This is a genomic window from Blautia faecis (genome assembly GCF_020554845.1).
GTDB classification, from domain to species: domain Bacteria; phylum Bacillota; class Clostridia; order Lachnospirales; family Lachnospiraceae; genus Blautia_A; species Blautia_A faecis.
In genome coordinates this window covers 19,219-42,710 of sequence record NZ_JAJCIA010000035.1, presented here as the reverse complement: position 1 = coordinate 42,710, position 23,492 = coordinate 19,219, and the positions used below count along the sequence as shown (strand labels likewise).

The window sequence follows — 23,492 nt, the reverse complement described above, 5'->3', positions numbered from 1 at the left end:
TAGTTCGCTGGAGCGTTGCGCCGGCGAGTGAGTAATACACATTGTCCAAATGCGTTCGCATTGAAGAACTTTTAATCAATTAAATAGCAACTTTCTTAGCGTCCTAAATAAATTTTCAGGAACTCATAAATCTCTTCTTCAGTTGGCGGACATCCTTCCAGGTGGTGGGTGAAGTGGCGGGTGCAGTGGCCGATTCCCAGGGTGCCTTCCTGGTTTCGGTAGCCTTGACCGATGGAGATTCGGGTGGTCAGGTTTGAAAGGAGGCCTTCTTGCTTCAGGCGGTCAAGGGCAGGGATCAGGTTGCCGTAGCAGGCGCTGCAGGATTCTACTTCTTCTACAGCGTCGGCAAGCTCTACCACTTTCCGGGACTTGGGAACAGGAGCGCCGGGGTTGCCATCAAGGGCACGGATTTCTACCTGGCGGATGTCGGCGCAGCCAACACCAAGGGCGGCAGCCTTTGTGATATAGGGAACCTCTTCTACCTGGTAGTACATCATGTCGCAGACATAGGCATCCATAAGAACCGGATCCACAGCTGCCAGAACGCGATTCATCTCTACAGGATTTCCGCCATCCTCGAAATCCAGATCTCCGCAAATATTGTCTACCACGATGAAATCCTGGTGGATAGCAAGGCCCAGGTGGGCAATGGGGTCATGAAGACCTAATGCGTGGAAACGACGCTTCTCAGAATTAGGGAGAAGACCTTTCATGTTCTTCAATGCACAGGTGATTTTGGTCTGACAGTGACCTTTTAGTACCGGAACATTAATGAGGAAGTCCAGGTCAAGGACACTTTTGCAGATGTTTAAGGTCATATCGCCACATTGTACAGGCGCACCCTTTTCCTTTTGCATGTCAAGGAACGGAACGTTATATTTTTCACAGAGGGACTTGAAACCACAGACTTCGTAGGATTCGGAGGTCTTATCTCCTACCCAGGAACCTTCCATGATCACCAGATCGGAAAACCCTTTTTCCTGAAGATATTCTACGATTCCGGCGACTACCTCCGGGTGAGTGGTGCCGCCCCAGTAGGCTTCCATGGGAGCGACCAGGTTTGGCTTGATGCCGATCCGCATATTGTACAAACCAAATTCTGAATTCTGTTTTTCCACAGAATCCGAAGGATAAAAACAGTCCACTTCTGCTTCAGAGTTGTCAATAAGACTGCTCTTTGTTTCAAACTTCGCTTCTGTTATAACCTTCTCACTATTCTGCTGTAAACCTGCCTCGGAATTTTCTGAAAGCGCCTTCAATCCGTATTTCACAAACTTCTTCTCTATCTCTCCTGCCAGATCACACGCCTCCAGCAGCTCTTTCGTCATCTCCTTATATTCAGTTCCGCATTTTATAAAAATCTGATTCTTCTTCATTCCAGGATCAGTACTCCTTTTTCTCCATAATCTTTATGGATATTGTACAGGAAATCAGAACCATTAGCAACATAAGAACAAACAGCATCGCCAGACAGACTGGGATTCCAAGGTTCCAAATGCGCAGGCCCAGATTTTTCAGACCTGAAAAATCCACTTTCATTTTCTGGCATAGTTCTACGCCAATCCATCCTACAGCCATGATGCCAAATACAAGAACAAGCAGCACCAGCCTTCCTGTAGAGCTTCCATATTTCAACTGTACCGGAAACACAACCGCATTTGCGAAAACAGCAAGAAAAAGACCGGCAGCTGCAGAAGCGATCAGTTCTTCCCAGGACACCATACGATATCCAGAAGCATTTACGCCAATTGCAATTGCAACAGCAACAGCCCACAATACCGTGACCATCCCTGCACCCAGCAGATACTTCTCCTTCACATATTCTTTCCTGCTGATAGGAAAAGTAAAAATATAAGGCATACCATTATCCATATCATCACTTGCTATGGTATTCAGTGCCATAACAGCAGCCAGAACAGACACATAACTGATTAGAAAAGAAGGACCTGCGGAAGTACTAAGGAAACAGAAAATGGCTATAATATATACGCCAATGAACGTTTTCATGTTTCCCCTCATAATTTCCATGTCTTTTACAAACATACCTTTCATAATACTTCCCCCTTGATCATCATGGTAATAACCTTGTCCACAGACCCACGTTCTATTACAAGCTGCGGGTAGTTCTCCACATAAAATGCACGCTCATCTGTGAGACAGCTGTAGCCGTATTGCTCCTTCTTCACCTTGAGAATATGCTGCTTATCAAGCAATTCATATTGCTTCTCGTCAGCCTTGATAAGACCATATTCATCCAGCAGCACATCTGTATTCTCATGAAGCACGATCCGTCCCTTATCAATCATATAGATATCATCACACAGGCTCTCCAGATCTGAGGAAATGTGGGAGCTGATCAGAATACTTCTTCCTTCCGTCTCCATATATTCCCGAAGGAGTTCCAGAATGCTATCCCTGGCAATCACGTCCAGACCGGCTGTAGGCTCATCCAGAACAAGAAGCCTGGCATCAAAGCTGGTGGCTGTCAGCACTTTTAACTTTGCTTTCATTCCTGTGGAAAACTCTTTCAGTTTCTTATCCATGGGGATGGAAAACAGGCTGCACCGCTTCTCAAACATCTCCCGGTCAAATTTCTCATAAGTCTCTGTCAGAATATGCACAATCTGTTTCACGGTCAAACAATTGGAAAAACCGCTGTCAGAAAGTGTCGCGCCTATATCCGCTTTCTCTTTTTGGGAAATCTGCTCCATATCCTTATTAAACAGACGAATCTCTCCTGCATCAGGATGAATCAGCCCCAGAATAACCTTAAAGGTAGTAGACTTCCCTGCTCCATTGGCTCCGATCAGACCGGTGATCTGTCCTTCTTCTATTTCCATACTTACATCCAGGGAAAATCCAGGATAATTCTTCTGCAAATTCTTCAAACTCAGCAGCATATCTACTCCTCCATAATAAGCTCAAACAGTTCCCGGATTTCTTCCTCAGACAATCCGCTGATCCTCGCTTTCCGGATCACTTCCTCCAGTTCTGTCTCAATCTCCCGCTTCCGCTCTTCCATAAGAAGTCCCTGGTTATTCTTGGCAATAAAGCTGCCTTTCCCATGCACCGTAACCACGAACCCCTCTTCCTCCAGAAAGTCATACGCCTTCTTCACCGTAAGAGCACTAATCTTCAGCTCCTTCGCCAAAGTTCTCACAGAGGGAAGCATTTCCTCTTCCGTTAACGTCCCGTCAATGATCATCGCCTTGATCTGATCTGTGATCTGCTCATAAATTGGCTGCATCGACGAGTGATTAATTATGATCTTCATGTGACTCCTCCTTATGCAAACAGCATATAACAGTATTATACTGTTGTCAAGTGTTATATGCTGTTTATTTTTAATTAATTCCTAGTTACTTTGAACAATCAGCCTGGGAGGGGCAATGTGTTGCGGACAGTTAGTCAAAAAAAGACGTGCATACCTGAGTCTAAACTCACATATACACGCCAATATTTTTATTCAGCTTTATTAAACACTTCTTTATCCACAGCCCCATTCTGGCAAGCCACAATGGTCGTACAAACAGCATCACCTGTAATATTAACCGCTGTTCTCGCCATATCCAGAATACGGTCAATACCCATGATAATACCGATTGCCTCAACTGGAAGACCAACAGAATTAAATACCATAGTCAAAGTAACAAGTCCAACACTTGGAATACCTGCGGTACCAATGGAAGCCAGTGTGGCTGTTCCGATTACTGTAATATAATCCATAGGAGTCAGCTGGATTCCAAAAGCCTGGGCAGCGAACATAACCGCAACTCCCTGCATAATGGAAGTACCATCCATGTTGATAGTCGCACCAAGAGGAATGGTAAAAGAAGAAATCTTCTTGGAAACACCCATCTTCTTGTACAGCGTATCAATAGAAAGCGGAATAGTCGCATTGGAGGTTGCAGTGGAAAAGGCAAAGGCCATAACCGGGAAAAACTTTCGGATAAACTTTACTGGATTCAGGCCCGTGAACAGCTTCAGCAAAATCTGGTATACACCAAAACACTGGATTGCCAAAGCGATCAGAACTGCAATCATATATTTTGCCAGAGGCACAAATGCGCTGAAACCAATGGTTGCAAAGGTTCTTGCGATCAGACTGAATACACCAATAGGAGCCAGACTCATAACCATCATGGTCATTTCCATCATAATATCATTAAACTGGCTGATAAAGTTGGAAACGGTCTCCGCACGCTCCCCAAGCTTTGCCAGGATCACACCAATGATCAAAGCAAACACTATGATCTGAAGCATTTCCGCACTTGCCAGGGACTTGATGGGGTTATCCGGAATGATATTGAGAATAGTCTGAACCAGAGAGGTAGACTCCATAGTCTCAATATCGGAAGCATTTACCTGGATCTTACTCATATCAAGACCAATTCCCGGTCTCAAAAGAGTTCCGATTCCAAGGGCAACTGCAACTGCCACCGCTGTTGTAACCAGATAAAATGCAAGTGTTTTTCCACCTACATTTCCCAGCTTCTTAGTATCACCGATAGCCATACTTCCACATACCAGTGAGCAGAAAACAAGTGGTACTACCAGCATTTTCATAAGGCGGATAAAGCCCTGCCCAAGAACGTACAGCACTCCTTCAACAATCACATCATTCTTCACACTGCTATCCGGCACCAGGTAATGGAGAACCATTCCTGTGATTGCTCCGGCGATCAGCGCAATAAAGATCATACTGGTTAAGCTGATCTTCTTTTTCTCTTTTACATTCTTTTCTTTCTTCGCGCTCATCTTAGCCCTCCCGTTTTTCTTTCATAAATTCTTCCAGAGAATCCTTCCAGCCAGGCATCTCATATACATCGATAATGCGAAGGATAAAATTGTCTAGAACTGCATATGCAGGTCTGGCAGAAGAAAGATCAGACTGCGGGGTAGGTACCGGATTCAGCTGCTCCTCTTTGCCTGCAAGGCGAAGTATCTCCTTTGCAAATTCATAACGATTGCAAACACCCTGACAGGTTGCATGATAGGTTCCGTACTCATTGGTGCGGATCAGATGCAGGATAATTCTTGCCAGATCTTTGGCACTTGTGGGGGAACCATACTGATCCTCAGCTACAGCAAGAGCTCTGCCCTGATCTGCGGCCTCCAGAACACGGTTTACAAAGTTATTTCCCTTTCCAAAGACCCAGTTGCTTCGGATGATAAAGTGCTTGTGGGTAAACTCCTTCACATAATTCTCCCCGGCGCACTTGGATTTTCCGTAAACAGTCTTAGGGTTTGTATTGTCAAACTCCGTGTACGGCTTCTGTGCCAGACCGTCAAAAACGTCGTCTGTGGAAAGCTGCACCATCTTTGCCCCTGTTTTTCTTGCTACAAGGCTTAAGTTGCGGGCGCCTAAAGCGTTTACACGAAATGCTTCCTCCGGCTGCTTCTCGCAAAGTTCTACATCTGTGATCGCAGCACAGTTGATGATCACATCCGGACGGTTGATCTCTCCAAAATGAAGAACTTCGTCTGTTTCTGTAATATCAAGCGCATTTTTGTCTGTATTCAAAACTTCAATTTCCAACGGATCCAGCACTTCATTAATTGCCTCGCCAATCTGGCCTTCAGATCCTACGATCCATACTTTCAGCATGTTTTCTCCTCCTTTTCATACGATAAATAATATTTTAACAAGCCAGGCCATACACTGTCAAGAAAAAAGATTGCGCCCTTTTTCCCAATCTGAAAATTGAATTTCCAAAACAGCTCTTGACATCTTGAATTTCCCAGTCATACCTTGTATAATTTTTGCCAAATGAACAGGGAAGGATTCAGAATATGAAAAGAAAAGTAGGGAAACGAAAAAAGCAGCTGCAGCAAAAATATTTCTTCCGAAGACTTCTTCTTACAGAAGGGATCCTGATCATTGCAGCAGTAATTATACTGGGAGGAGTTTTCCTCGTAAAAAGGATACGGGAAAATGTAAATACAGTTTCCATGGTTGAGGAAGCCAGCGGTCTGGACATGAATGACTCCAACTCTCTTGCCGCTGTAAAGGCCGCAATGGCAAGACCGGCAGAATTTTCTCCTAAATCCGTAGATTCCACCAGACCATCTTTATACATAGAAACCACAGACATTGAGGTGGACGGGCAGATACTTGCCAATACTTCGGATTATACCTCCACAGATCCCCACTCCTTCGATGCCGGGATCAGCTACACAGATGTGGATGGAATCGTCACCTTCCGCGGAAACAATTTCCGTGACACTGCAGCCTATGGCAATACACAGATCAAAAATGGAAAAATCCAGGATCTCTGGACAGCAAAAACCGGCTCTATTACTTACGGAGATGCCACCTGGTCCGGAAGCGGCTGGACCGGACAGCCTCTTATGGAAAAATGGTCCCAAGAAGTAAAGAAGTCCATGAATATGTACGACTGGGCAAAGGAAAAAGACGATCTTGTGGAAGTGATCTATGCCTGCATGGACGGCTATGTATATTTCCTGGATCTGGAAACCGGCGAGGCTACCAGAGATCCCCTTTACCTTGGTTTCACCTTCAAAGGGGCAGGTGCACTTGATCCCAGAGGTTATCCAATTATGTATGTGGGCGCAGGTTATGACAGCAATGAAGGCACTGCCAGGGTCTTTGTTGTGAATCTTCTGGACTGCAGTGTGATGTATACCTTTGGAAATAATGATGAATTTTCCCTTCGCGGAAATTTAAGCTACTTTGATTCCTCTGCTCTTGTGGATGCTGCCACAGATACCCTGATCTATCCAGGAGAGAACGGAATTCTTTATCTGATCAAGCTGAATACCAGTTATGACCCGGAAGCAGGCACCTTGTCCGTCAATCCGGATCATATTGTGAAATGGCGCTACTACGGAACACGTACCAGCGTAGGTTCCTACTGGCTTGGCATGGAGGACAGCGCAGCCATCTATGACGGTTATCTTTTTATTGCAGATAACGGCGGCAATCTAATGTGCCTGGATCTGAATACCCTGCAGCTTGTATGGGTTCAGGATATTCTGGATGACTCCAACTCTACTCCCGTTTTGTCTGTGGAGGACGGACACCTTTACCTGTATGTCAGCACCTCTTTCCGCCTGGGCTGGCGAAGCAGCACCACTGCAGAGGTTCCTGTCTGGAAAATTGATGCGGAAACAGGAGAGATCATCTGGCAGACCTCTTACGACTGTTCCTCCGAGGACAGTGTTTCAGGCGGTGTACAGTCTACCATCGCTGTTGGAAAAGAAGAATTGTCGGATAACATTTATGTGACAGTTGCCAGAACCGGCGGACAGGCACAAGGTGTACTTGCATGCATTGATAAAAATACCGGGAAAGTAAACTGGGAACATGAATCTGCCTATGCCTGGTCTTCACCTATATGTGTATACAATCCGGATGGCAGCGGAAAGGTTCTCTACTGCAACAGCACAGGACATATTTATCTTCTGGATGGAAAAACAGGAGATGTTCTTGACTGCCACCAGATCAGTGAGGGAGTCATCGAAGCATCTCCTGCTGTATATCAAAGTTATATGGTTGTGGGAACCAGAGATTGTAAAATATGGGGGATGGAACTGCAGTGATGCGGTTCCTCCCCATTTTATTTATGCGATAGGCGAGCCAAAGTTCGTGCCTGCACGAAAAACCTTGGTGACTGACGCGATAACGAATAAAACTCGCAGAGCGTGCTTTGTCTCATTTACTTGATAGGCGAGCCAAACTCGCGCAGCGTATTTATCGCGTTTACTCCGATTTAATCGCCCAGCGCATTTTCGTAGACCGTGCGCGTCCATTCTGGGCACATTCCTGGGCTGACGGACGGATCACATCTTTGGAATAATCGGAATAAATTCCCTCCTTGTATCCAGCCTTCAGTGCTTTCTTCACCAGCTTATCCTCTCCTGAATGGAACGTAAGGATTGCTGCTCTTCCTCCGGGCTTCAGTGCTCCCGGCAGCTTCTCCATAAACTCATACAGAACCTCAAACTCCCGGTTCACATCAATCCGAAGGGCCTGGAAGGTACGCTGGCAGGTCTTTTTGATGGTCTCCTTCTTCTCTTTTTCCGGAAGGAAATCCAGAGTTTTCTCAATGACCTGACGAAGCTTTGTGGTGGTATCCATGTGGTTTCCTTTGCGGATCTCATCTGTGATCGCCTTGGCAAGCTCTTCACAGTATGGCTCGTCTGAATTCTCATAAAGCATTCCAGCAAGCTCATCCCGGGTAATATGTTCCAGGCGCTCTGCCGCACTGATCCCGGCTTCCTGATTCAGGCGCAGATCCAGAGGTCCGTCTGCTTTGAAGGAAAAACCTCTCTTGGGATTATCGATCTGCATGGAGGACACGCCGAGATCAGCAAGAAGGAAATCAAAACCTCCTACTTCTTTGGCAATCTCATCAATGGTACAGAAATTCTGAAGTTTAATGGTCAGAATATCCTCCCCAAAGCCAAGATCTTCCAGTCTTTTCTTTGTCTTGGCTGCTTCTTCATGGTCTACGTCAGTGGCATACATATGCCCCTGTCCCTGCAGGCACTGAAGCATGGCCTTTGTATGGCCACCGTAGCCCAGTGTGGCATCAAAGCCAATCTGTCCTGGTTTGATCTCCAGAAAATCAATAATCTCTTTTACCATAATAGAAATATGCATGCCTGCCGGGGTATTCCCTTTTTGCATTACATGCTGAATGGTATCCTGGTATTTCTCCGGCTGAAGTTCTTTATATTTCTCCTCAAATTTCTTCGGGTATCTGCCTTTGTAGCGCACTCTGCGCTTATGAGGCTGCTGCCCCTCCTGCACACTCTGCGCATTCTCATGCTGTCTGTTCTCTTTTTCCTGTGACATTCTGATCTCCTGTATCTTTTTATCTGTTGCCATCTACCAATTTCGCAGAAAAATTCTTTATGCCGGGATTCTCACCCAATTCGTAAACAGCAACTTTCATTTGCTAATTCTGCCGCATCATCACATCAATGTTTACAGCCTACAGCAAACATCTTCTGTAATTACCCTTGCTTTCGTTTTTCCAATTCCATACTGATTTTCGAAACAAACAGATCAAACGCCACGTCATTCTTTCCGCTGTTGATCACAATATCAGCCTTGGAACGCGTGGGCTCTACATAAAGGTAATGCATGGGTTTCACTGTATTTAAGTACTGTTTAATGATTCCATTCAAGTCTCTTCCCCGCTCTTCCACATCACGGGAAATCCGGCGGAGGATACGCTCATCGGCGTCAGCTTCCACATAGACCTTAATATCAAGGAGCTCACGCACTCTGGGATCTGCCAGAAGAAGGATTCCCTCCACAAGGATCACCGGACTTGGGGTGATATGAAGGATCTTGTCGGAACGGTTATGTTGGGAATAATCGTAAACCGGACAGTCAATAGCCTTCCCCTGCCTCAGAAGCTTCAGATGCTCCACCAGAAGCTCTGTCTCCAGGGAATCCGGATGGTCGTAATTCACAGTCACACGCTGCTCAAAAGGGATTCCATCCTGTCTGCGGTAATAATTGTCGTGATAAAGGACTACTACGTCATCTCCAAAACGCTTTTTAATTCTGTTTGTAAAAGTAGATTTACCGGAGCCGGAGCCGCCGGCAATTCCTATAATAAGACTTTCCATATTCTTCTCCTACCTGTCAAGATCAAATTCTTCCGGCATAAATCTCGGACAAATGTTCTCTGAGGTACAAATTACAGTTGAGGAAAGACGGGTACCAATGGCACATGCCTCTCTCATTGTTTTTCCATAGGTAAGGCCTACGCACACACCTGCAAAAAAGGCATCTCCCGCGCCTGTGGTGTCAACCACATCTACCTTCATAGCTGGATAAACGCCCCAGTTTCCTTCCTGATCTGCATAAGCTGCACCATCACTTCCCATGGTAACCACCATCTTTGGAATATGGGCGGACTGGATTCTTTTTGCCAGACACCGGGCCATCTCTTCAGGCTTCAGGCCACCGTAATCCTCCGAAAACAGGATGCCCGCTTCCTGCTGGTTGCATACAAAGCAGGCTGTCCGCCTTAAGAAGTCACGTCTTTCGATTGCAATGGTCATATTCGATACAAGAGCGTATACTTTTTTGCCGTATTTCTCTGCATAGTGAAAGGTCTTCTTCACAATTTCCTTGTCAATATCAATCTCGATCACAACGCTGTCCGCATCCTGGAAAATTTCATCTCCGTGTTCATCCAGGATCTGCTCTATCGGACGATGGTCCGGACGTTTGGAAATAGATGCCACCACATCTCCGTCCTGGTCAAAGACAGCCAGCCAGGTTCCCATGCCGTTTTTTACCTTACGCATATATCTGGTATCTACTTTATGACGCTCCAGTTTGCGGATCACATCATCCCCCATAGCGTCGTCATCTACCAGACTGACAAAGGTTGGTTTCAACTCTATATTGGCAATATCTTCCACTACATTTCTTCCTACACCGCCATGGATCTGCTGGATCACACCGGCATTTCTTCCTCCAGGAATAAATGGTGCTGTGGAATAACCTTTCACATCGATAAAAACATCACCGATTACAACAATTCCCATATTATAACTTTTCTCCTTTGTTACGTTATATCTTTTGGTTTGCGCTGCCTCTTATGAAACCCGCACTTCCTTGCGGCTACATACCGGCTATGATTTCCGTCACCAGCTTTTTAAAAGATTTCGCCACTCTGTCTGCAGTCTCCTGAACCTCCTTGTGGTTCAGCTCCTGCTTCGAAATGCCAGCTGCCATGTTGGTGATACAGGAAATTCCGCACACTTCAATTCCCATATGACGGGCTGCCATTGCTTCACATGCAGTGCTCATTCCAACTGCGTCACCGCCCCATATAGCTGCCATTCTCACTTCAGCCGGAGTTTCATAGGCAGGACCTGTAAACTGCACATATACGCCCTCCTGGAGATCTATACCGCATTTTTCTGCACTGGCACGGATCACCTCTCGCAATCGTCTGCTGTATACCTCACTCATATCCGGAAATCTGCTTCCCAGTTCCTCAATGTTCGGTCCGATCAGCGGACTCGGGATTCCTGTGGTAATGTGATCGGTGATCATCATAAAATCACCTGGTTTAAAATTCGGATTCACTCCACCGGCTGCATTTGTAAGAAACAGCTTCTTCGCCCCCATCATGCCCATCAATCTGGTGGGAAGAACTACATCCGTCATTGGATAGCCTTCATAGTAATGCACTCTTCCCTGCATGATCACAACCGGCACATTTTTCACATATCCAAATACAAATCTGCCTTTGTGACCTGCAACTGTGGAGGTTGGAAAGCCCTCAATCTCTGTATAGTCAATGGTGGTTTCGATCTGGATCTCATCTGCATAATCTCCAAGGCCGGATCCCAGGATCAGCGCCACTTCCGGTTTAAAATCTGTCTTTTTTCTAACACTTGCAAGGCAAGTCTCTAATTTCTGATATAAATCGCTCATGTACACCTTCTCCTTTATCTGCAGCTATCCGGCTTATCGCCAGGACAGCTTATAACATTATTTTCATATAAACAGAAAGCCTTCAATACCATGCGTTTTGCTATAGTCTTGTGTTCCGTTTATACGTTGCCGATTTTCTCATCCACAGTCCGCTTCAGCCTTTCGTACTGCTTCCTGTCGATACAGATCTGATTTCCTTTTTTCACGATCAGCTGTTCTGCCTGAAACTTCTTGATGGCGCGGCTGATGCTTTTCAGGCAAAGGCCTGTCTCATCTGCCAGATTCTGCCGGCTTTCGCCGATGCATAAAATGTCATTTTTGTTATATTTTTCAAACCATTCCGAAAAAAGTACAGCTAATCTGTCAGCCCCTTCCAAAAACAGGTACAGACGGTTCCGCCGCTCTTCCTCCAACAGGGAAGCACAGGTAAGCTTTGCCTCCATGCGAAAAGCTTCCGTATCTGAATAAATCCATTTCTCATACTGCGCTCTTGGAAGCTTGGTAACAATACACTCTGTCTCTGTCTGCAGGGTGGTCTGGTAGGTATCCTGTCCCAGGATCACTTCCATACCACCAAGCGCAATGAGATTCATGGGCTTCATAAAATCATAGGCAATGCCGGAAATCCGGTAATCTGTAGCTTTTACTCTTCCTCTGGCAACAAAGAAAATCGTATCTGCCGGTTCATTTTCCCTGATAAAAGTAGTTCCGGCTTCCATTATCTCACTCTGAAACAGGTCCATAAGCCATAATGGCGCAGTACGGAAATAAGCCTCAAATTGTTTCTGTTTCTCACGTTCCAGTTCACGAAGGAATGGAAGTACATCGTGTAAATAAGTGTGTTTCATATGATTTCCTCATCTTCTGCCATGTGCTGCAAATCATTTGTTTCTATCCGGGTTCTGTCGCAAAAGCAAGCAATCCACCGGATATACAACCGCTATCCAACAGCTGCTTTTCTATTTTAGCATAATTTCTCAAGAATGGAATGTCCGATAGTTCCTTCCGGCATTTTCACGTCAAAATTATCTGCCACTGATGCGCCAATAACGGAAAAAGTATCCTCGTTTTCAAGGGGGCCACCCTCTTTCATAGTCTTGGAATAAGCCAGGAAGGGAACATACTCTCTGGTATGGTCAGTGCCGCTATAGGTGGGATCATTCCCGTGGTCTGCGGTAAGAATAAGAAGGTCATCCTCCCGAAGCTCTTCCAAAAGAACGCCCAGATTCCTGTCAAACTTCTCGATTTCTTTGCCGTAGCCTTCCACATTTCGTCTGTGTCCCCACAGGGCATCGAAGTCAACCAGATTCACAAAGCAAAGTCCCCTGAAGTCCTCTTTGCAGATCTGGATGGTCTGCTCCATACCGTGTACGGAGCTGTCAGAATGATAGGTCTTTGTGATTCCTTCGCCGCAGAAAATATCGTTGATCTTCCCTACACCGATCACATCCAGCCCATTATCCTTTAACGCATTTAATGCAGTCAGACCTGTTGGCTTCAAAGCATAGTCATGACGATTACTTGTTCGCCTGAACTCACCTTTCTTTTTGCCAACGTATGGTCTGGCGATGACACGGCCTACACGCCATTCATCCTTCCGTGTAATTTCTCTTGCGATCTCGCAGCAGCGATACAAATTCTGAAGATCAAAGGTTTCCTCATTTCCGCAGATCTGAAGAACAGAGTCGGCTGAAGTATACACGATCATGGCACCTGTATGGATTTCTTCCTCCCCAAGCTCTTCAATGATCTCCGTTCCGCTGGCGCTCTTGTTTCCAATCACGCGCTTGCCGCAGCGCTTCTCCAGCTCCGCGATCAGCTCCGGCGGAAAGCCGGTGTCTGTGAAAGTCTTAAACGGCTTCTCTGTCTTAATTCCCATCATTTCCCAATGGCCGGTCATGGTATCCTTGCCATTGCTGGCTTCGCTTACGCGCATGTAACGGCCAATCGGCTTCTCCACACCTTGCATATTTCCTGCCGGATGAAGATTTAACATTCCAAGCTTCTTAAGATTTGGTATTTCCAGGGAGCCCATTTTATCCAGAATATGTCCGAATGTATCCACTCCCACATCCCCGAATTTCTCTGAATCCGGCATGGCACCGATTCCCAGAGAATCCAGAACGATCACGAAAATCCTTTCATATTTTTTCAAAATAAAATCCCTCGTTTCCAATATTTTATCCTTTTATTCCCAGTTCAGAATACAATCTCGCTTTCACCTCATCAGTGGCAAATGCCGTATCCACTGCATTCTTCATCATCAGCCGTATCTCTTCCTCCTGAATGCCATACGTGTTCTGGATGAACTGAAGCTCTTTGGTAAGGCTTGTGTTGCTCACTGTACGGTTGTCCGTGTTTATGGAAACCTTCAATCCTGTGTTCAGAAATTCCCGGATGGGATATTCTGACGGACTGTTTACCGCTTTTGTCTGAAGATTGCTGATAGGACACATTTCAATTCCAATGCCTCTGTCAGCCAGCTCTTTTTGAATATTATAATGGCCTCGCATGGCGATTCCATGTCCGATCCTGCCGGCTCCCGCTTTTACAGCATCCACAATGTTCTGTACGCTTCCACACTCTCCTGCATGAAGGGTAAAGGGCATTTCCAGCTTACGGGTGTTCTGAAAAAGCTCCATAAACTGTGCCATGGGATATGCTGCTTCCGCACCTGCCAGATCCGCTGCACACACACCATAGCCCAGATATTCACGGGCTGTTTTTATCATCCGGCTGTTGTCCTCCTGGCTGTGATGACGCATGGCACAGGTAATCACACCAAACTCCGTTCCAAAATCTGCTCTGCCCCGCTCAAGGCCTTTTAATACTGCCTCGATCACAGCACGGCAGTTCATTCCGGAGGTCTCTGAAAGAAGAGGTGCAAAACGGATTTCTGCGTAGCGTACATTTTCCTGGCTCATGGTGCGAAGTACGTCGTAGCCAGCTGCCTCAAGCCCTTTTTCATCCATAATACACTGACCCGGAAGCGAAAATTTCTCAAGGTATTCTGCAAGGCTTGTGCAGTCATCGGACACGCTAAGCTCTTCCGGCTGTACCCTTCTTCCCAGCTGGCTCTCCATGAACTCCCGGCTTAAAGACCCATCCAGATGACAGTGAAGCTCTGCCTTTGGTAGTGCTTTTAATTGTTCGATTGTCATAATTTTTTCTCCTGCAATTCTTTATGCTGCCTTATAACTGCCGGATTCAATGCCAGATCACTCTGTTTTCGGCATTTTCCGGCATACTTCATAATACTATTCTCCAGTCAGCAGCTTTCATGCCAGATTAGAAGGTCCGAATCCTAACGGCAGGAGTTCTTTTAGTGTATACACATCATAATGCTCTTTGTCCACCGCCAGAATGACCTGGAAGGTTTCCGGGTTGCAAAACTCCATCATGACCTGTCGGCACACGCCGCAGGGAGCTGCATATTCTGTGAGCACGCCAGCCTTACCGCCGACAACACAGATAGCCTGAAAATCCTTCACCCCTTCGCTTACTGCCTTGAAAAATGCGGTACGCTCCGCACAGTTTGTGGCTGTATACCCGGCATTTTCAATGTTGCAGCCTGTGTAAACCTGCCCGTTTTTTGCAAGGAGGGCTGCGCCTACTTTAAAATTGGAATATGGTGTATAGGAATATTTCAGCTGGTGGATTGCTGTATCAATCAGCTGGTTAATCATCTCTTTTTCCATTTTCACACCTCTCTTATCATTCACATTTTCTGATTGTCTCTGACAACATAATGCTCTTCTCGATGAACGTCGTTATAATCTGATCAATTCCGGAGACAGCATCTGTTCGCCTTTACAATCAATGACCAGATCAATATCCTGTGGCTTTCTCATTTTTTACAATTTTTATAATTCGGCTGGTTCCCAGTCGGTCTGCACCAAGTGCAAGGAACTTCTCTGCATCCTCCAGGGAAGAAATTCCGCCTGCTGCTTTCATCTTTACATTTGGTCCGATATGTCTGGAGAAAAGCTCAATGTCTGCAAAGGTTGCACCTGCACCGCCAAAACCGGTAGAGGTCTTAATATAATCTGCGCCTGCTTCTGTTACAATCTGGCACATTTTAATTTTTTCCTCATCTGTGAGGAAGCAGGTTTCAATGATAACCTTCAGGATCTTGTCACCGCATGCAGCTTTTAAGGTGCGGATCTCGTTCTCAATCAGGTCATATTTCTGATCTTTCAGCCAGCCGATATTGATTACCATATCGATTTCGGAAGCACCATTTGCAAGAGCATCTTTTGTTTCAAATTCCTTGGCTGCTGTTGTCATGTAGCCATTTGGGAAACCGATAACCGTGCACACTGCCATTTTTCCATTCATGTATTCTGCTGCCTGTTTTACATAGCTTGGCGGAATGCATATGGATGCAGTTCCATATTCCATCGCATCATCACAAATCTGTTTGATTTCTTCCCAGGTAGATGGCTGGAGAAGAAGGGTATGATCCACATGTTTTAAAATCTCTTTTACGTCCATTTATTTTCCTCATTTCTGTTATCTCTTTATATTGCCCGAAATTACTGTATCGCAATTTACTGGCAGGATTCATATCTGTTCTTTATTTGATTGTCTAGTACATCGAATATTAAGTAACTGCAAGATGTTCGTCACAATTTGTGGGAGATTTCGCCCGAATGAGGGCGCCGTAATGGGCTACGGCAACCGAATTCAGGCAAAATATAACGCAAAGTGGGGCGTGCAGATTGCGATGTCACGGTCTTAATTCGACGAATCCTCCCGGATCAGCTTTCTCACAGCTTCAACAGCCACCTGGATTGCCATATCTGTATCATGCACAACCGGATTATCCAGTCCCAGCTTCTCTCTTTCCTGATTTGCAAGCACAAGGAAACAGGAGCCAGCTCTGGCACGAAGCTTGCCAGCTGCGATAAAAAGCGCTGCAGATTCCATTTCGGAAGCAAGACAGCCCATTTTCTTCCAGGCCTCCCATTTGTTGAGCAGCTCATAACCAACTGGCATTGCTTCAGGCTCATGCTGTCCGTAAAAAGCGTCTTTGCACTGGACAACACCTGTATGACAGGAAAGTCCTTTTTCTTTCGCAGCTGCCACAAGGGCGTTTGTCACGTCCAGATTAGCTACTGCCGGATACTCTATGGGGGCATATTCCCGGCTGGTTCCCTCCATACGGATGGCACCTGTGGCAATTACAATATCCCCGCTTTTTACCTCAGGCTGCATACCGCCGCAGGTTCCAATGCGGACAAAAGTATCTGCGCCGCACCGGGAAAGCTCTTCCATGGCAATGGAGGCAGATGGTCCGCCGATTCCGGTGGATGTCACGCTGACTTTCACGCCGTCCAAAGTTCCTGTATATGTGATATATTCTCTGTTGTCTGCAATGAGAACCGGGTTATCAAAATACTGGGCGATTTTCACACACCTTTTCGGGTCTCCCGGCATGATCACATAGCGGCCAACTTCCCCCTTTGCAACCTGGATATGATACTGCCTGCTGGCATCTTCAGAATAGTTTTTCATAGTATATCACCTCTGTCCTTTATCGTATGGAATACCTTCCGCCTTCGGCGCTCTGGAATTCTTAGATACAAACACCAGAACGATCAGGGAAATAATATACGGGAACATGTTGTATAATGTGCTGGGAAGCTTCAGTGCTACCAGAGCATCAAATCCTGTGTAAACGTTTGACAGCGCACGGAAAAGACCGAACAGAAGGGCTGCCAGTCCGATGTTTACCGGCTTCCATTGTCCGAAGATCATAACAGCAAGTGCAAGGAAACCAAAACCAGCAACTCCGTTCTCAAATTTCCACTCACTTACACCGGCAGTAATATAAACCAGTCCCCCAAGACCACCAAGTGCGCCGGAGATCAAAACGCCTGCGTAACGCATTTTAAAAACATTGATACCTACCGAATCGGCTGCCTGTGGATGCTCACCACATGCCATCAGACGAAGTCCAAATCTGGTCTTATAAAGTACCACATAAGAAGCAATGAGGATCAGCAGTGCAAAAAGCATGAACCAGCTGAATTCAAATTTTCCAATTCTTATCAGGAATGCTTTCTTAGCCACCTTGTAGGCAACTGTGGAAGAAACGTTGTCTGGGTTTTCTGCCATGTTGATGGCTCTTACGATAACAACGGCTGCAGCCGGTCCAAGAAGATTCAGGGCCGTACCAACCAGTGTCTGGTCTGCATTGAAATGAATGGCAGCCACACCAAGGAGCAGGGAAAATATCATTCCCACAAGTACACTGGCCAGAACCACCAGAAGGATCACAACTGGTGCCGGAGCGGAATCCGGAAGATATTTCATCATCAGGGCACCGCCAAGTGCACCCATAACCATAATTCCCTCAAGACCAATGTTGATGACACCGCTGTGCTCGGAAAAACAGCCGCCAAGTGCTACGAGAATCAATACAGAAGCAAATATTAATGTATACTGAATCAATAATAACATTATTTTTCTCCTCCTTTTGCAGCTTTTTTCTCATCTCTCTTGTCGAGATAACGGTTTAACCAGAGTTTGAAGAAGAATACAAATCCGCACAGATAAATGATAAACGCAGAGATCAGATCCGAAATCTGTGCACAATACATAGTCTTATCCACATAGCTTCCACCACTTGTAATGTGCTGGATAAAATAAGAGGAGAAAATCGCTCCGATGGGATGAAGGCCGCCAAGGAAGGCTGCTGCGATTCCATTAAAGCCCATGCCCGGAACGGTTGTCTGCTGAACCATCCAGGTCTCAATTCCACTGAGATAGAAAACAGCTGCGCCAAGTCCTGCAAGACCGCCCGCGATCATCATGGTTACAATGGTATTTCTCTTCTCTTTCATGCCGCAGTATTTTGCAGCATTTTTGTTCATACCTGTTGCGCGAAGTTCAAAACCGAATTTTGTTTTTTCAAGAAGTACCCACACTACAATTGCCATTACCACAGAAATAATAAGACCGATGGATACGAATTTGTTTCCGGAAAAGATCTCGTCCAGTCCACAGTTGGGAAGAAGAGCGCTCTTATTGCCGCTGGAAAGATCTACGGTGTATGGAGTGGACTCAGATTTCACCTGGGTAAGAAGCATATTCACTACATACAGGGAAATCCAGTTCAGCATGATGCAGGAAATAACTTCATTTACATTGAAGTAAGCCTTCAGTGCACCAGAGATGCCGCCTACCAGGGCTGCGATCACGATTGCTGCGATCATGCATACATACCAGGGCATACCAAGCTTTAACGCAAAATACAGGGAAGCTCCGGCTCCAACTACATACTGTCCTGCTGCTCCAATGTTAAAAAGTCCAACCTTGTAAGCAAACAGAACGGACAAGGAACACATCAGAAGTGCGGAAGCCTTTACCAGTGTGGTTCCCATATATTTCATCATAGCCTTCTGGCTTGGATAGTAAAAATAATTCTTGATAATAGCGGTAATCGCACCTGATGCTCCTGCAGGATTGATAATAAGAAGTACCAGATAACCGATGAGAAGACCGATCACAATGCATAAAAGAGAGGCAATGATGGTCTGAACCGCATTGTTTCTCAGAATGCTTTCTTTCTTTTTGGATTCATTATTCATTGCTCTTCGTCTCCTTTCTCTTTGATCCTGCCATGTAAAGGCCAAGTTCCTCTACGGTTACTTTTTTCGGATCAAATTCTCCTACGATTTCACCTTCGTACATTACCAGAATTCTGTCTGATACATTCATAACCTCATCCAGCTCCAGGCTGATCAGAAGAACTCCTTTCCCTGCATCCCTTGCCTGTACCAGCTGTTTGTGAACATGCTCAATTGCTCCAACATCCAGTCCTCGGGTAGGCTGAACTGCGATCAAAAGCTCCGGATTCTTATCAATCTCACGGGCAATGATTGCTTTCTGCTGGTTTCCACCAGACATGGATCTCGCCTTGGTGATAGCGCCCTGACCGGAACGGATATCGTACTGCTCGATCAGACGGTTGGCATATTTGCGGATCTCTTTGCGTTTCAAAAAGCCCATTTTATTAGTAAACTGCGGTTCGAAATATCTCTGAAGGACGATGTTGTCTTCCAGAGAATAGTCAAGTACCAGGCCATGCTTGTGGCGGTCTTCCGGGATATGGCTCATACCGGAGGTAAGACGCTCACGGATTGGCATGTGAGTAATGTCTTTTCCATTCATAGTGATGGTGCCGCTCTTCAGTGGCTCCAGACCGGAAAGCCCATAGACAAATTCAGTCTGACCATTTCCGTCGATTCCGGCGATACATACGATCTCACCTCTGTGGACCTGAAGGGAAACGCCGTTGACTGCGTTATTCTTATGATGCTTGGAGGCAACCACCATATTCTTGATATCCAGAACAACTTCACCGGGCTTTGCTTCTTCTTTCTCTACAACGAAGTTTACGTCTCGTCCAACCATCATGGCGGAAAGCTTCTCCGGGTTGGTATCTCTGATGTCTACAGTTCCGATGCATTTTCCCTTACGAAGAACGGTACAGCGGTCTGCAACCTGCATGATCTCACCAAGCTTGTGGGTAATGAACAGAATGCTCTTGCCCTCTGCTGCCAGGTTCTTCATGATTTGCATAAGCTCCTGGATTTCCTGAGGAGTAAGTACTGCAGTAGGCTCATCAAAAATCAGGATCTCGTTGTCACGGTAAAGCATTTTCAGGATCTCAGTTCTCTGCTGCATACCTACTGTGGTATCCTCGATAATGGCATCCGGGTCTACAGAAAGACCATATTTTTCAGAAAGGGCCATAACCTTTTTACGTGCACCCTCTTTCTGAAGGAAACCGTTTTTTGTGGTCTCAACGCCAAGGATAATATTATCCAGAACACTGAAGCATTCTACCAATTTGAAATGCTGATGTACCATTCCAATGCCCAGGTCATTTGCATCGTTTGGATCTTTGATCTCAACTTTCTTTCCATCTTTGTGGATCTCGCCCTCTTCTGGCTGATACAGACCGAACAGAACGCTCATCAAAGTGGATTTACCTGCTCCATTTTCGCCAAGCAGAGCGTGGATCTCACCTTTTTTTAACTGAAGTGTGATATTGTCATTTGCGATGATTCCGGGAAAACGCTTGGTTATTCCCAGCATTTCAATTGCATATTCACTCATCTTCGCTTTCTCCTTTTTTCATGGCAGAGTCGCCGACAGAAAGCACAGGTACTTACAAATGTAAAAAAGGGAAGTGGCCACTGCTCACTCCCCTTTTTATCACTGCATGGCCATTCTTCATGTTAAGACCAGTCTGCTTTCCTGTCGGAACCCTACCCGTGATTTATAATTGCATTTACTATGCGGAGTAGTTGGTTGTCTTATTTGATGCTGCCGTAATCATTTACTGTGATCTCAGTCTCTGGCATTGCTGTGATGTCGCTGCTTACTTCAATCTCGCCATTGTATAATTTCTTTACAAGATCTTTGTAATCATCTACAGTGAAATTGTCATCCCACTGGGTTGTCTCCATTGGGAGCTGTACATAGTTGTCTTCCGGGTTCTCAGATACAAGACCAAGGTTGTCGATCTTTCCAGCGTAATCAGATTCCCAATTGCCATCCTTGATCGCATCAAGTGCAGTCTTTACTGTCGGTGCAAGACCCTTCATAGCGGATGTAACAGTGATGTCCTCGCCGATGATTCCGGACTGGTCAGAGTCAACACCGATTACCTTGCCGTCAACCTTTGCTGCTGCTTCTGCTGCAGATGTGTAGATTCCACCGCCGCATGCGAATACAACTTCAACGCCCTTGCTTCCGTACCAGGTATCCATGTAAGCTGTGATGTCTGCATCACCGTAGAACTGTCCTCCGCATACATACTCAAGCTCAACGTCACTTGTGATTCCAAGCTCTTTGGCTGCTTCGTCCACGCCCTGAACATATCCATATCCAAAACGGGTAACAGCCGGTACAGACATACCGCCGAGGAATCCAAGATGCTTGTATCCAAGCTTCACAGCTGCATATCCAGCCATGTATCCGGAGATCTCTTCCTGATAAGTACAGCAGTAAACATTGTCTGCATTGTAGTAATCGGTCACTTCATAATCATCCGGATTGTAGGTGTATCCTTCGCCAACACCCTTCTCACAGATATCGCCTGCACTTACGTCTGGTGCAATAAACTTCACGTCCGGATACATCTCAGACTGCTCTACGATAGTAGCTGCGAACATATATCCCGGAAGCACGATCACGTTAGCTCCATCTGCTACAGCCTGGTCAACACTTGCGTTACGTGCCTCATCAGAGTCGCTCTCTGGTTTATAATAGTTGAACTCAGAACCATTCTCTTCGGACCACGCCTTACATGCCTCGTAAGTGGTCTGGTTAAAGCTCTGGTCTGTAATATCACCGGAGTCAGTTACCATGGCGATCTTCATATCTCCAGCCTCAGCCTTCACCTCTGTCACTCCGTAAGCTGGTGCAAGGGAAAGTGCCATTGCACCTGCAAGAACCATAGCTGCAATTCTTTTCTTCATATAATTTTTCCTCCTTTTTTGAAATTGGCTTTGTTATCTCTACAATGACATATGTCTCACTTTTAAAACAGGACACATGTCCCTTTTTCTATATTTATTTTCATTTTCGTACAAAAAGGAGATTTTTTCAAGTGTTTTTTAGTATATTTTTTTATATTTGATTTTTTGTTAAAAGACATATGTCTCTTTTTTTATTTTCCGTATCATATATTTTGCCTTAATGATATTTATGCATCCGCACATAATAGCTGACGCATAAGATCACAGTAGCTCCGCTCCATGCTGCAATCTCTGCAAAGAAAATACCGTCCTGCCCGATAAAATGGGGAAGAATTAGCGCAGCACTGATACGCATGACAAATTCGGCCATACCACTTACCATAGGCATTAACGTATCTCCCAGTCCCTGCAGTGCAGATCTGTACACATACAGGAAGTACAACACCCAGAGCATGGCAGCCATAATAGAAAGGTATTTAAAAGCAATTGCAAGTACCTCCTGTGTCTGCTGCGGTTCACCTGAGATGAAAAGTGAGAGGATATTTTTTCCAAATAAAAACATGGCAGCAGAAATGATCAGTGAGGTAAGCAGCGAAAGCAGCATACTGCTGCGGACACCTTTCCTGATCCTGTCGATCCTTCTGGCTCCCAGATTCTGGCCCACATAAGTAACGATGGCATATCCATAAGAAATCGCTGCCATTTCCAACAGACCATAAAGCTTGTTTGTAGCTGTAAATCCTGCCACAAAAAGAAAGCCATAGCCATTGATCACGTACTGGACTACCAGACCGCCTACACCGATAATGATATTCTGAAATACAACAGGAATACCAAGCTTCATCAGACGGGCATTCATTCCTGCGGCAGACATAAAATCTGCTCTGGACAGATGAACAATATCAATTCTGCGTAAAATCAGGAAACAGTACACGGCAGAAAAACTCTGCGCAATCACAGTTGCGATTGCTGCCCCTGCCACACCCCATCCGAAGCCTGCCACAAAAAGGATATCCAATGAAATATTCAGTACAGATGCGATGATCATTGCCGTTAATGGTGTTTTACTGTTTCCCATAGCCCTTAAAGCAGCGGCAAACATATTATAAGCTGCAGTAGCCGGGATTCCGCAGAAAATAATACGCAGATATAATAATGACATTCCAATAATATTGGAAGGTGTATGCAGCCCTGTTAATACCAGTGCAGCAAAGGACTGGCTGAGAATGAATACTCCCACTGCGATGAATGCAGTCAGCCGGTAACTGTGTGCCAGAGATTTACGCAGATTTTCAAAATCCTTTGCACCATAATACTGGGAGAGCTGAATAGAAAATCCCTGAGTGAGACCAGTGGATATTCCTGTGACAACCCACATCAGAAAGTCAACCGCGCCCAGTGCTGCAAGAGCCTCCACACCTGCAATCTGGCCAACGACCATAGTATCCACCATTGTATAAAGCTGCTGACAGATATTCCCCAACATCAAGGGAATTGCAAAAAGAATGATCAATCTCCCCGGCGAACCAGAGGTCATATCCTGAATCTTGGTTTTCATTAGT

Annotated in this window: 23 protein-coding genes; 2 read left to right on the top strand and 21 right to left on the bottom strand. The window is 45.6% G+C overall.

Going from position 1 to position 23,492, the window contains the following annotated elements; all coding sequences use genetic code 11:
- Positions 1-95: 95 nt before the first annotated feature.
- The 6 genes from LIZ66_RS14855 to rfbD form a co-directional block, all read right to left on the bottom strand.
- Positions 96-1,376 carry a DUF362 domain-containing protein gene (locus tag LIZ66_RS14855; protein WP_227200963.1) on the bottom strand — a complete coding sequence of 427 codons (1,281 nt, stop codon included), beginning with the start codon at positions 1,374-1,376 and terminating at the stop codon, positions 96-98.
- Between the two features lie 7 nt (positions 1,377-1,383).
- Complete coding sequence (locus LIZ66_RS14850) at positions 1,384-2,052, bottom strand: ABC-2 transporter permease (RefSeq protein WP_148462292.1); 669 nt, start codon at positions 2,050-2,052, stop codon at positions 1,384-1,386.
- On the bottom strand, positions 2,049-2,897 hold the full coding sequence (locus LIZ66_RS14845; RefSeq protein WP_148462445.1) for an ATP-binding cassette domain-containing protein: 849 nt from the start codon (positions 2,895-2,897) through the stop codon (positions 2,049-2,051). The genes LIZ66_RS14850 and LIZ66_RS14845 overlap by 4 nt, the downstream gene beginning before the upstream one ends.
- Positions 2,898-2,902: 5 nt before the next feature.
- Complete coding sequence (locus LIZ66_RS14840; protein ID WP_148462294.1) at positions 2,903-3,274, bottom strand: GntR family transcriptional regulator; 372 nt, start codon at positions 3,272-3,274, stop codon at positions 2,903-2,905.
- Positions 3,275-3,462: 188 nt separating this feature from the next.
- A complete protein-coding gene (locus LIZ66_RS14835) occupies positions 3,463-4,758 on the bottom strand; it encodes a dicarboxylate/amino acid:cation symporter (RefSeq protein WP_227200962.1) in 1,296 nt (431 codons plus the stop codon).
- Position 4,759: 1 nt separating this feature from the next.
- A complete protein-coding gene (gene rfbD / locus LIZ66_RS14830; protein WP_118578604.1) occupies positions 4,760-5,608 on the bottom strand; it encodes a dTDP-4-dehydrorhamnose reductase in 849 nt (282 codons plus the stop codon).
- 185 nt (positions 5,609-5,793) lie between these two features.
- Here rfbD and LIZ66_RS14825 point away from each other — a divergent pair, with 185 nt between their 5' ends.
- Entirely contained in the window at positions 5,794-7,563 is a 1,770-nt protein-coding gene (locus LIZ66_RS14825; protein WP_227200961.1) for an outer membrane protein assembly factor BamB family protein, read from the top strand.
- Between the two features lie 160 nt (positions 7,564-7,723).
- Here LIZ66_RS14825 and rsmH read toward each other — a convergent pair whose 3' ends face one another.
- From rsmH to deoC, 9 genes are all read right to left on the bottom strand, one after another.
- Entirely contained in the window at positions 7,724-8,821 is a 1,098-nt protein-coding gene (gene rsmH / locus LIZ66_RS14820) for a 16S rRNA (cytosine(1402)-N(4))-methyltransferase RsmH (protein ID WP_173716871.1), read from the bottom strand.
- A 161-nt stretch (positions 8,822-8,982) separates the two neighbouring features.
- Positions 8,983-9,606, bottom strand: a complete 624-nt coding sequence (gene udk, locus LIZ66_RS14815) for a uridine kinase (RefSeq protein ID WP_173716872.1) — start codon at positions 9,604-9,606, stop codon at positions 8,983-8,985.
- 9 nt (positions 9,607-9,615) lie between these two features.
- Positions 9,616-10,536, bottom strand: coding sequence for a carbohydrate kinase family protein (locus LIZ66_RS14810; protein ID WP_173719029.1), 921 nt, complete (start codon positions 10,534-10,536; stop codon positions 9,616-9,618).
- A 76-nt stretch (positions 10,537-10,612) separates the two neighbouring features.
- Positions 10,613-11,434: a purine-nucleoside phosphorylase gene (locus LIZ66_RS14805; RefSeq protein WP_173770319.1), complete on the bottom strand. Its 822-nt coding sequence runs from the start codon at positions 11,432-11,434 to the stop codon at positions 10,613-10,615.
- 119 nt (positions 11,435-11,553) lie between these two features.
- Positions 11,554-12,282 carry a Crp/Fnr family transcriptional regulator gene (locus LIZ66_RS14800; RefSeq protein WP_173719031.1) on the bottom strand — a complete coding sequence of 243 codons (729 nt, stop codon included), beginning with the start codon at positions 12,280-12,282 and terminating at the stop codon, positions 11,554-11,556.
- 116 nt (positions 12,283-12,398) lie between these two features.
- Positions 12,399-13,589, bottom strand: a complete 1,191-nt coding sequence (locus tag LIZ66_RS14795) for a phosphopentomutase (RefSeq protein WP_173735178.1) — start codon at positions 13,587-13,589, stop codon at positions 12,399-12,401.
- 25 nt (positions 13,590-13,614) lie between these two features.
- Positions 13,615-14,595, bottom strand: coding sequence for an adenosine deaminase (gene add / locus LIZ66_RS14790; protein ID WP_173716877.1), 981 nt, complete (start codon positions 14,593-14,595; stop codon positions 13,615-13,617).
- A 117-nt stretch (positions 14,596-14,712) separates the two neighbouring features.
- Positions 14,713-15,138 carry a cytidine deaminase gene (locus LIZ66_RS14785; protein ID WP_373119572.1) on the bottom strand — a complete coding sequence of 142 codons (426 nt, stop codon included), beginning with the start codon at positions 15,136-15,138 and terminating at the stop codon, positions 14,713-14,715.
- Between the two features lie 124 nt (positions 15,139-15,262).
- Positions 15,263-15,928, bottom strand: a complete 666-nt coding sequence (gene deoC / locus LIZ66_RS14780; RefSeq protein ID WP_118578622.1) for a deoxyribose-phosphate aldolase — start codon at positions 15,926-15,928, stop codon at positions 15,263-15,265.
- A 124-nt stretch (positions 15,929-16,052) separates the two neighbouring features.
- On the opposite strand from deoC, the gene LIZ66_RS20145 reads away from it, so the two are divergent.
- Entirely contained in the window at positions 16,053-16,175 is a 123-nt protein-coding gene (locus LIZ66_RS20145) for a DUF6783 domain-containing protein (RefSeq protein WP_408609641.1), read from the top strand.
- Here the strand turns inward: LIZ66_RS20145 and udp are convergent.
- The 6 genes from udp to LIZ66_RS14750 form a co-directional block, all read right to left on the bottom strand.
- Entirely contained in the window at positions 16,172-16,951 is a 780-nt protein-coding gene (gene udp, locus LIZ66_RS14775; RefSeq protein WP_118578624.1) for a uridine phosphorylase, read from the bottom strand. The two genes, LIZ66_RS20145 and udp, sit on opposite strands and share 4 nt — an antisense overlap.
- A 6-nt stretch (positions 16,952-16,957) precedes the next feature.
- The gene (locus tag LIZ66_RS14770; RefSeq protein WP_173719035.1) at positions 16,958-17,899 is read right to left on the bottom strand and encodes an ABC transporter permease; all 942 of its coding nucleotides are present in this window, start codon (positions 17,897-17,899) and stop codon (positions 16,958-16,960) included.
- Positions 17,899-19,029, bottom strand: a complete 1,131-nt coding sequence (locus LIZ66_RS14765; protein WP_227200960.1) for an ABC transporter permease — start codon at positions 19,027-19,029, stop codon at positions 17,899-17,901. The genes LIZ66_RS14770 and LIZ66_RS14765 overlap by 1 nt, the downstream gene beginning before the upstream one ends.
- The gene (locus LIZ66_RS14760; protein WP_227200959.1) at positions 19,022-20,563 is read right to left on the bottom strand and encodes an ABC transporter ATP-binding protein; all 1,542 of its coding nucleotides are present in this window, start codon (positions 20,561-20,563) and stop codon (positions 19,022-19,024) included. Before LIZ66_RS14760 ends, LIZ66_RS14765 begins: the two co-directional genes overlap by 8 nt.
- Before the next feature lie 200 nt (positions 20,564-20,763).
- Positions 20,764-21,930 (bottom strand): BMP family lipoprotein, encoded by a 1,167-nt coding sequence (locus LIZ66_RS14755; RefSeq protein ID WP_118578632.1) that lies wholly within the window; start codon positions 21,928-21,930, stop codon positions 20,764-20,766.
- A gap of 217 nt (positions 21,931-22,147) precedes the next feature.
- A complete protein-coding gene (locus tag LIZ66_RS14750; RefSeq protein ID WP_227200958.1) occupies positions 22,148-23,488 on the bottom strand; it encodes an MATE family efflux transporter in 1,341 nt (446 codons plus the stop codon).
- Between the last annotated feature and the right edge of the window lie 4 nt (positions 23,489-23,492).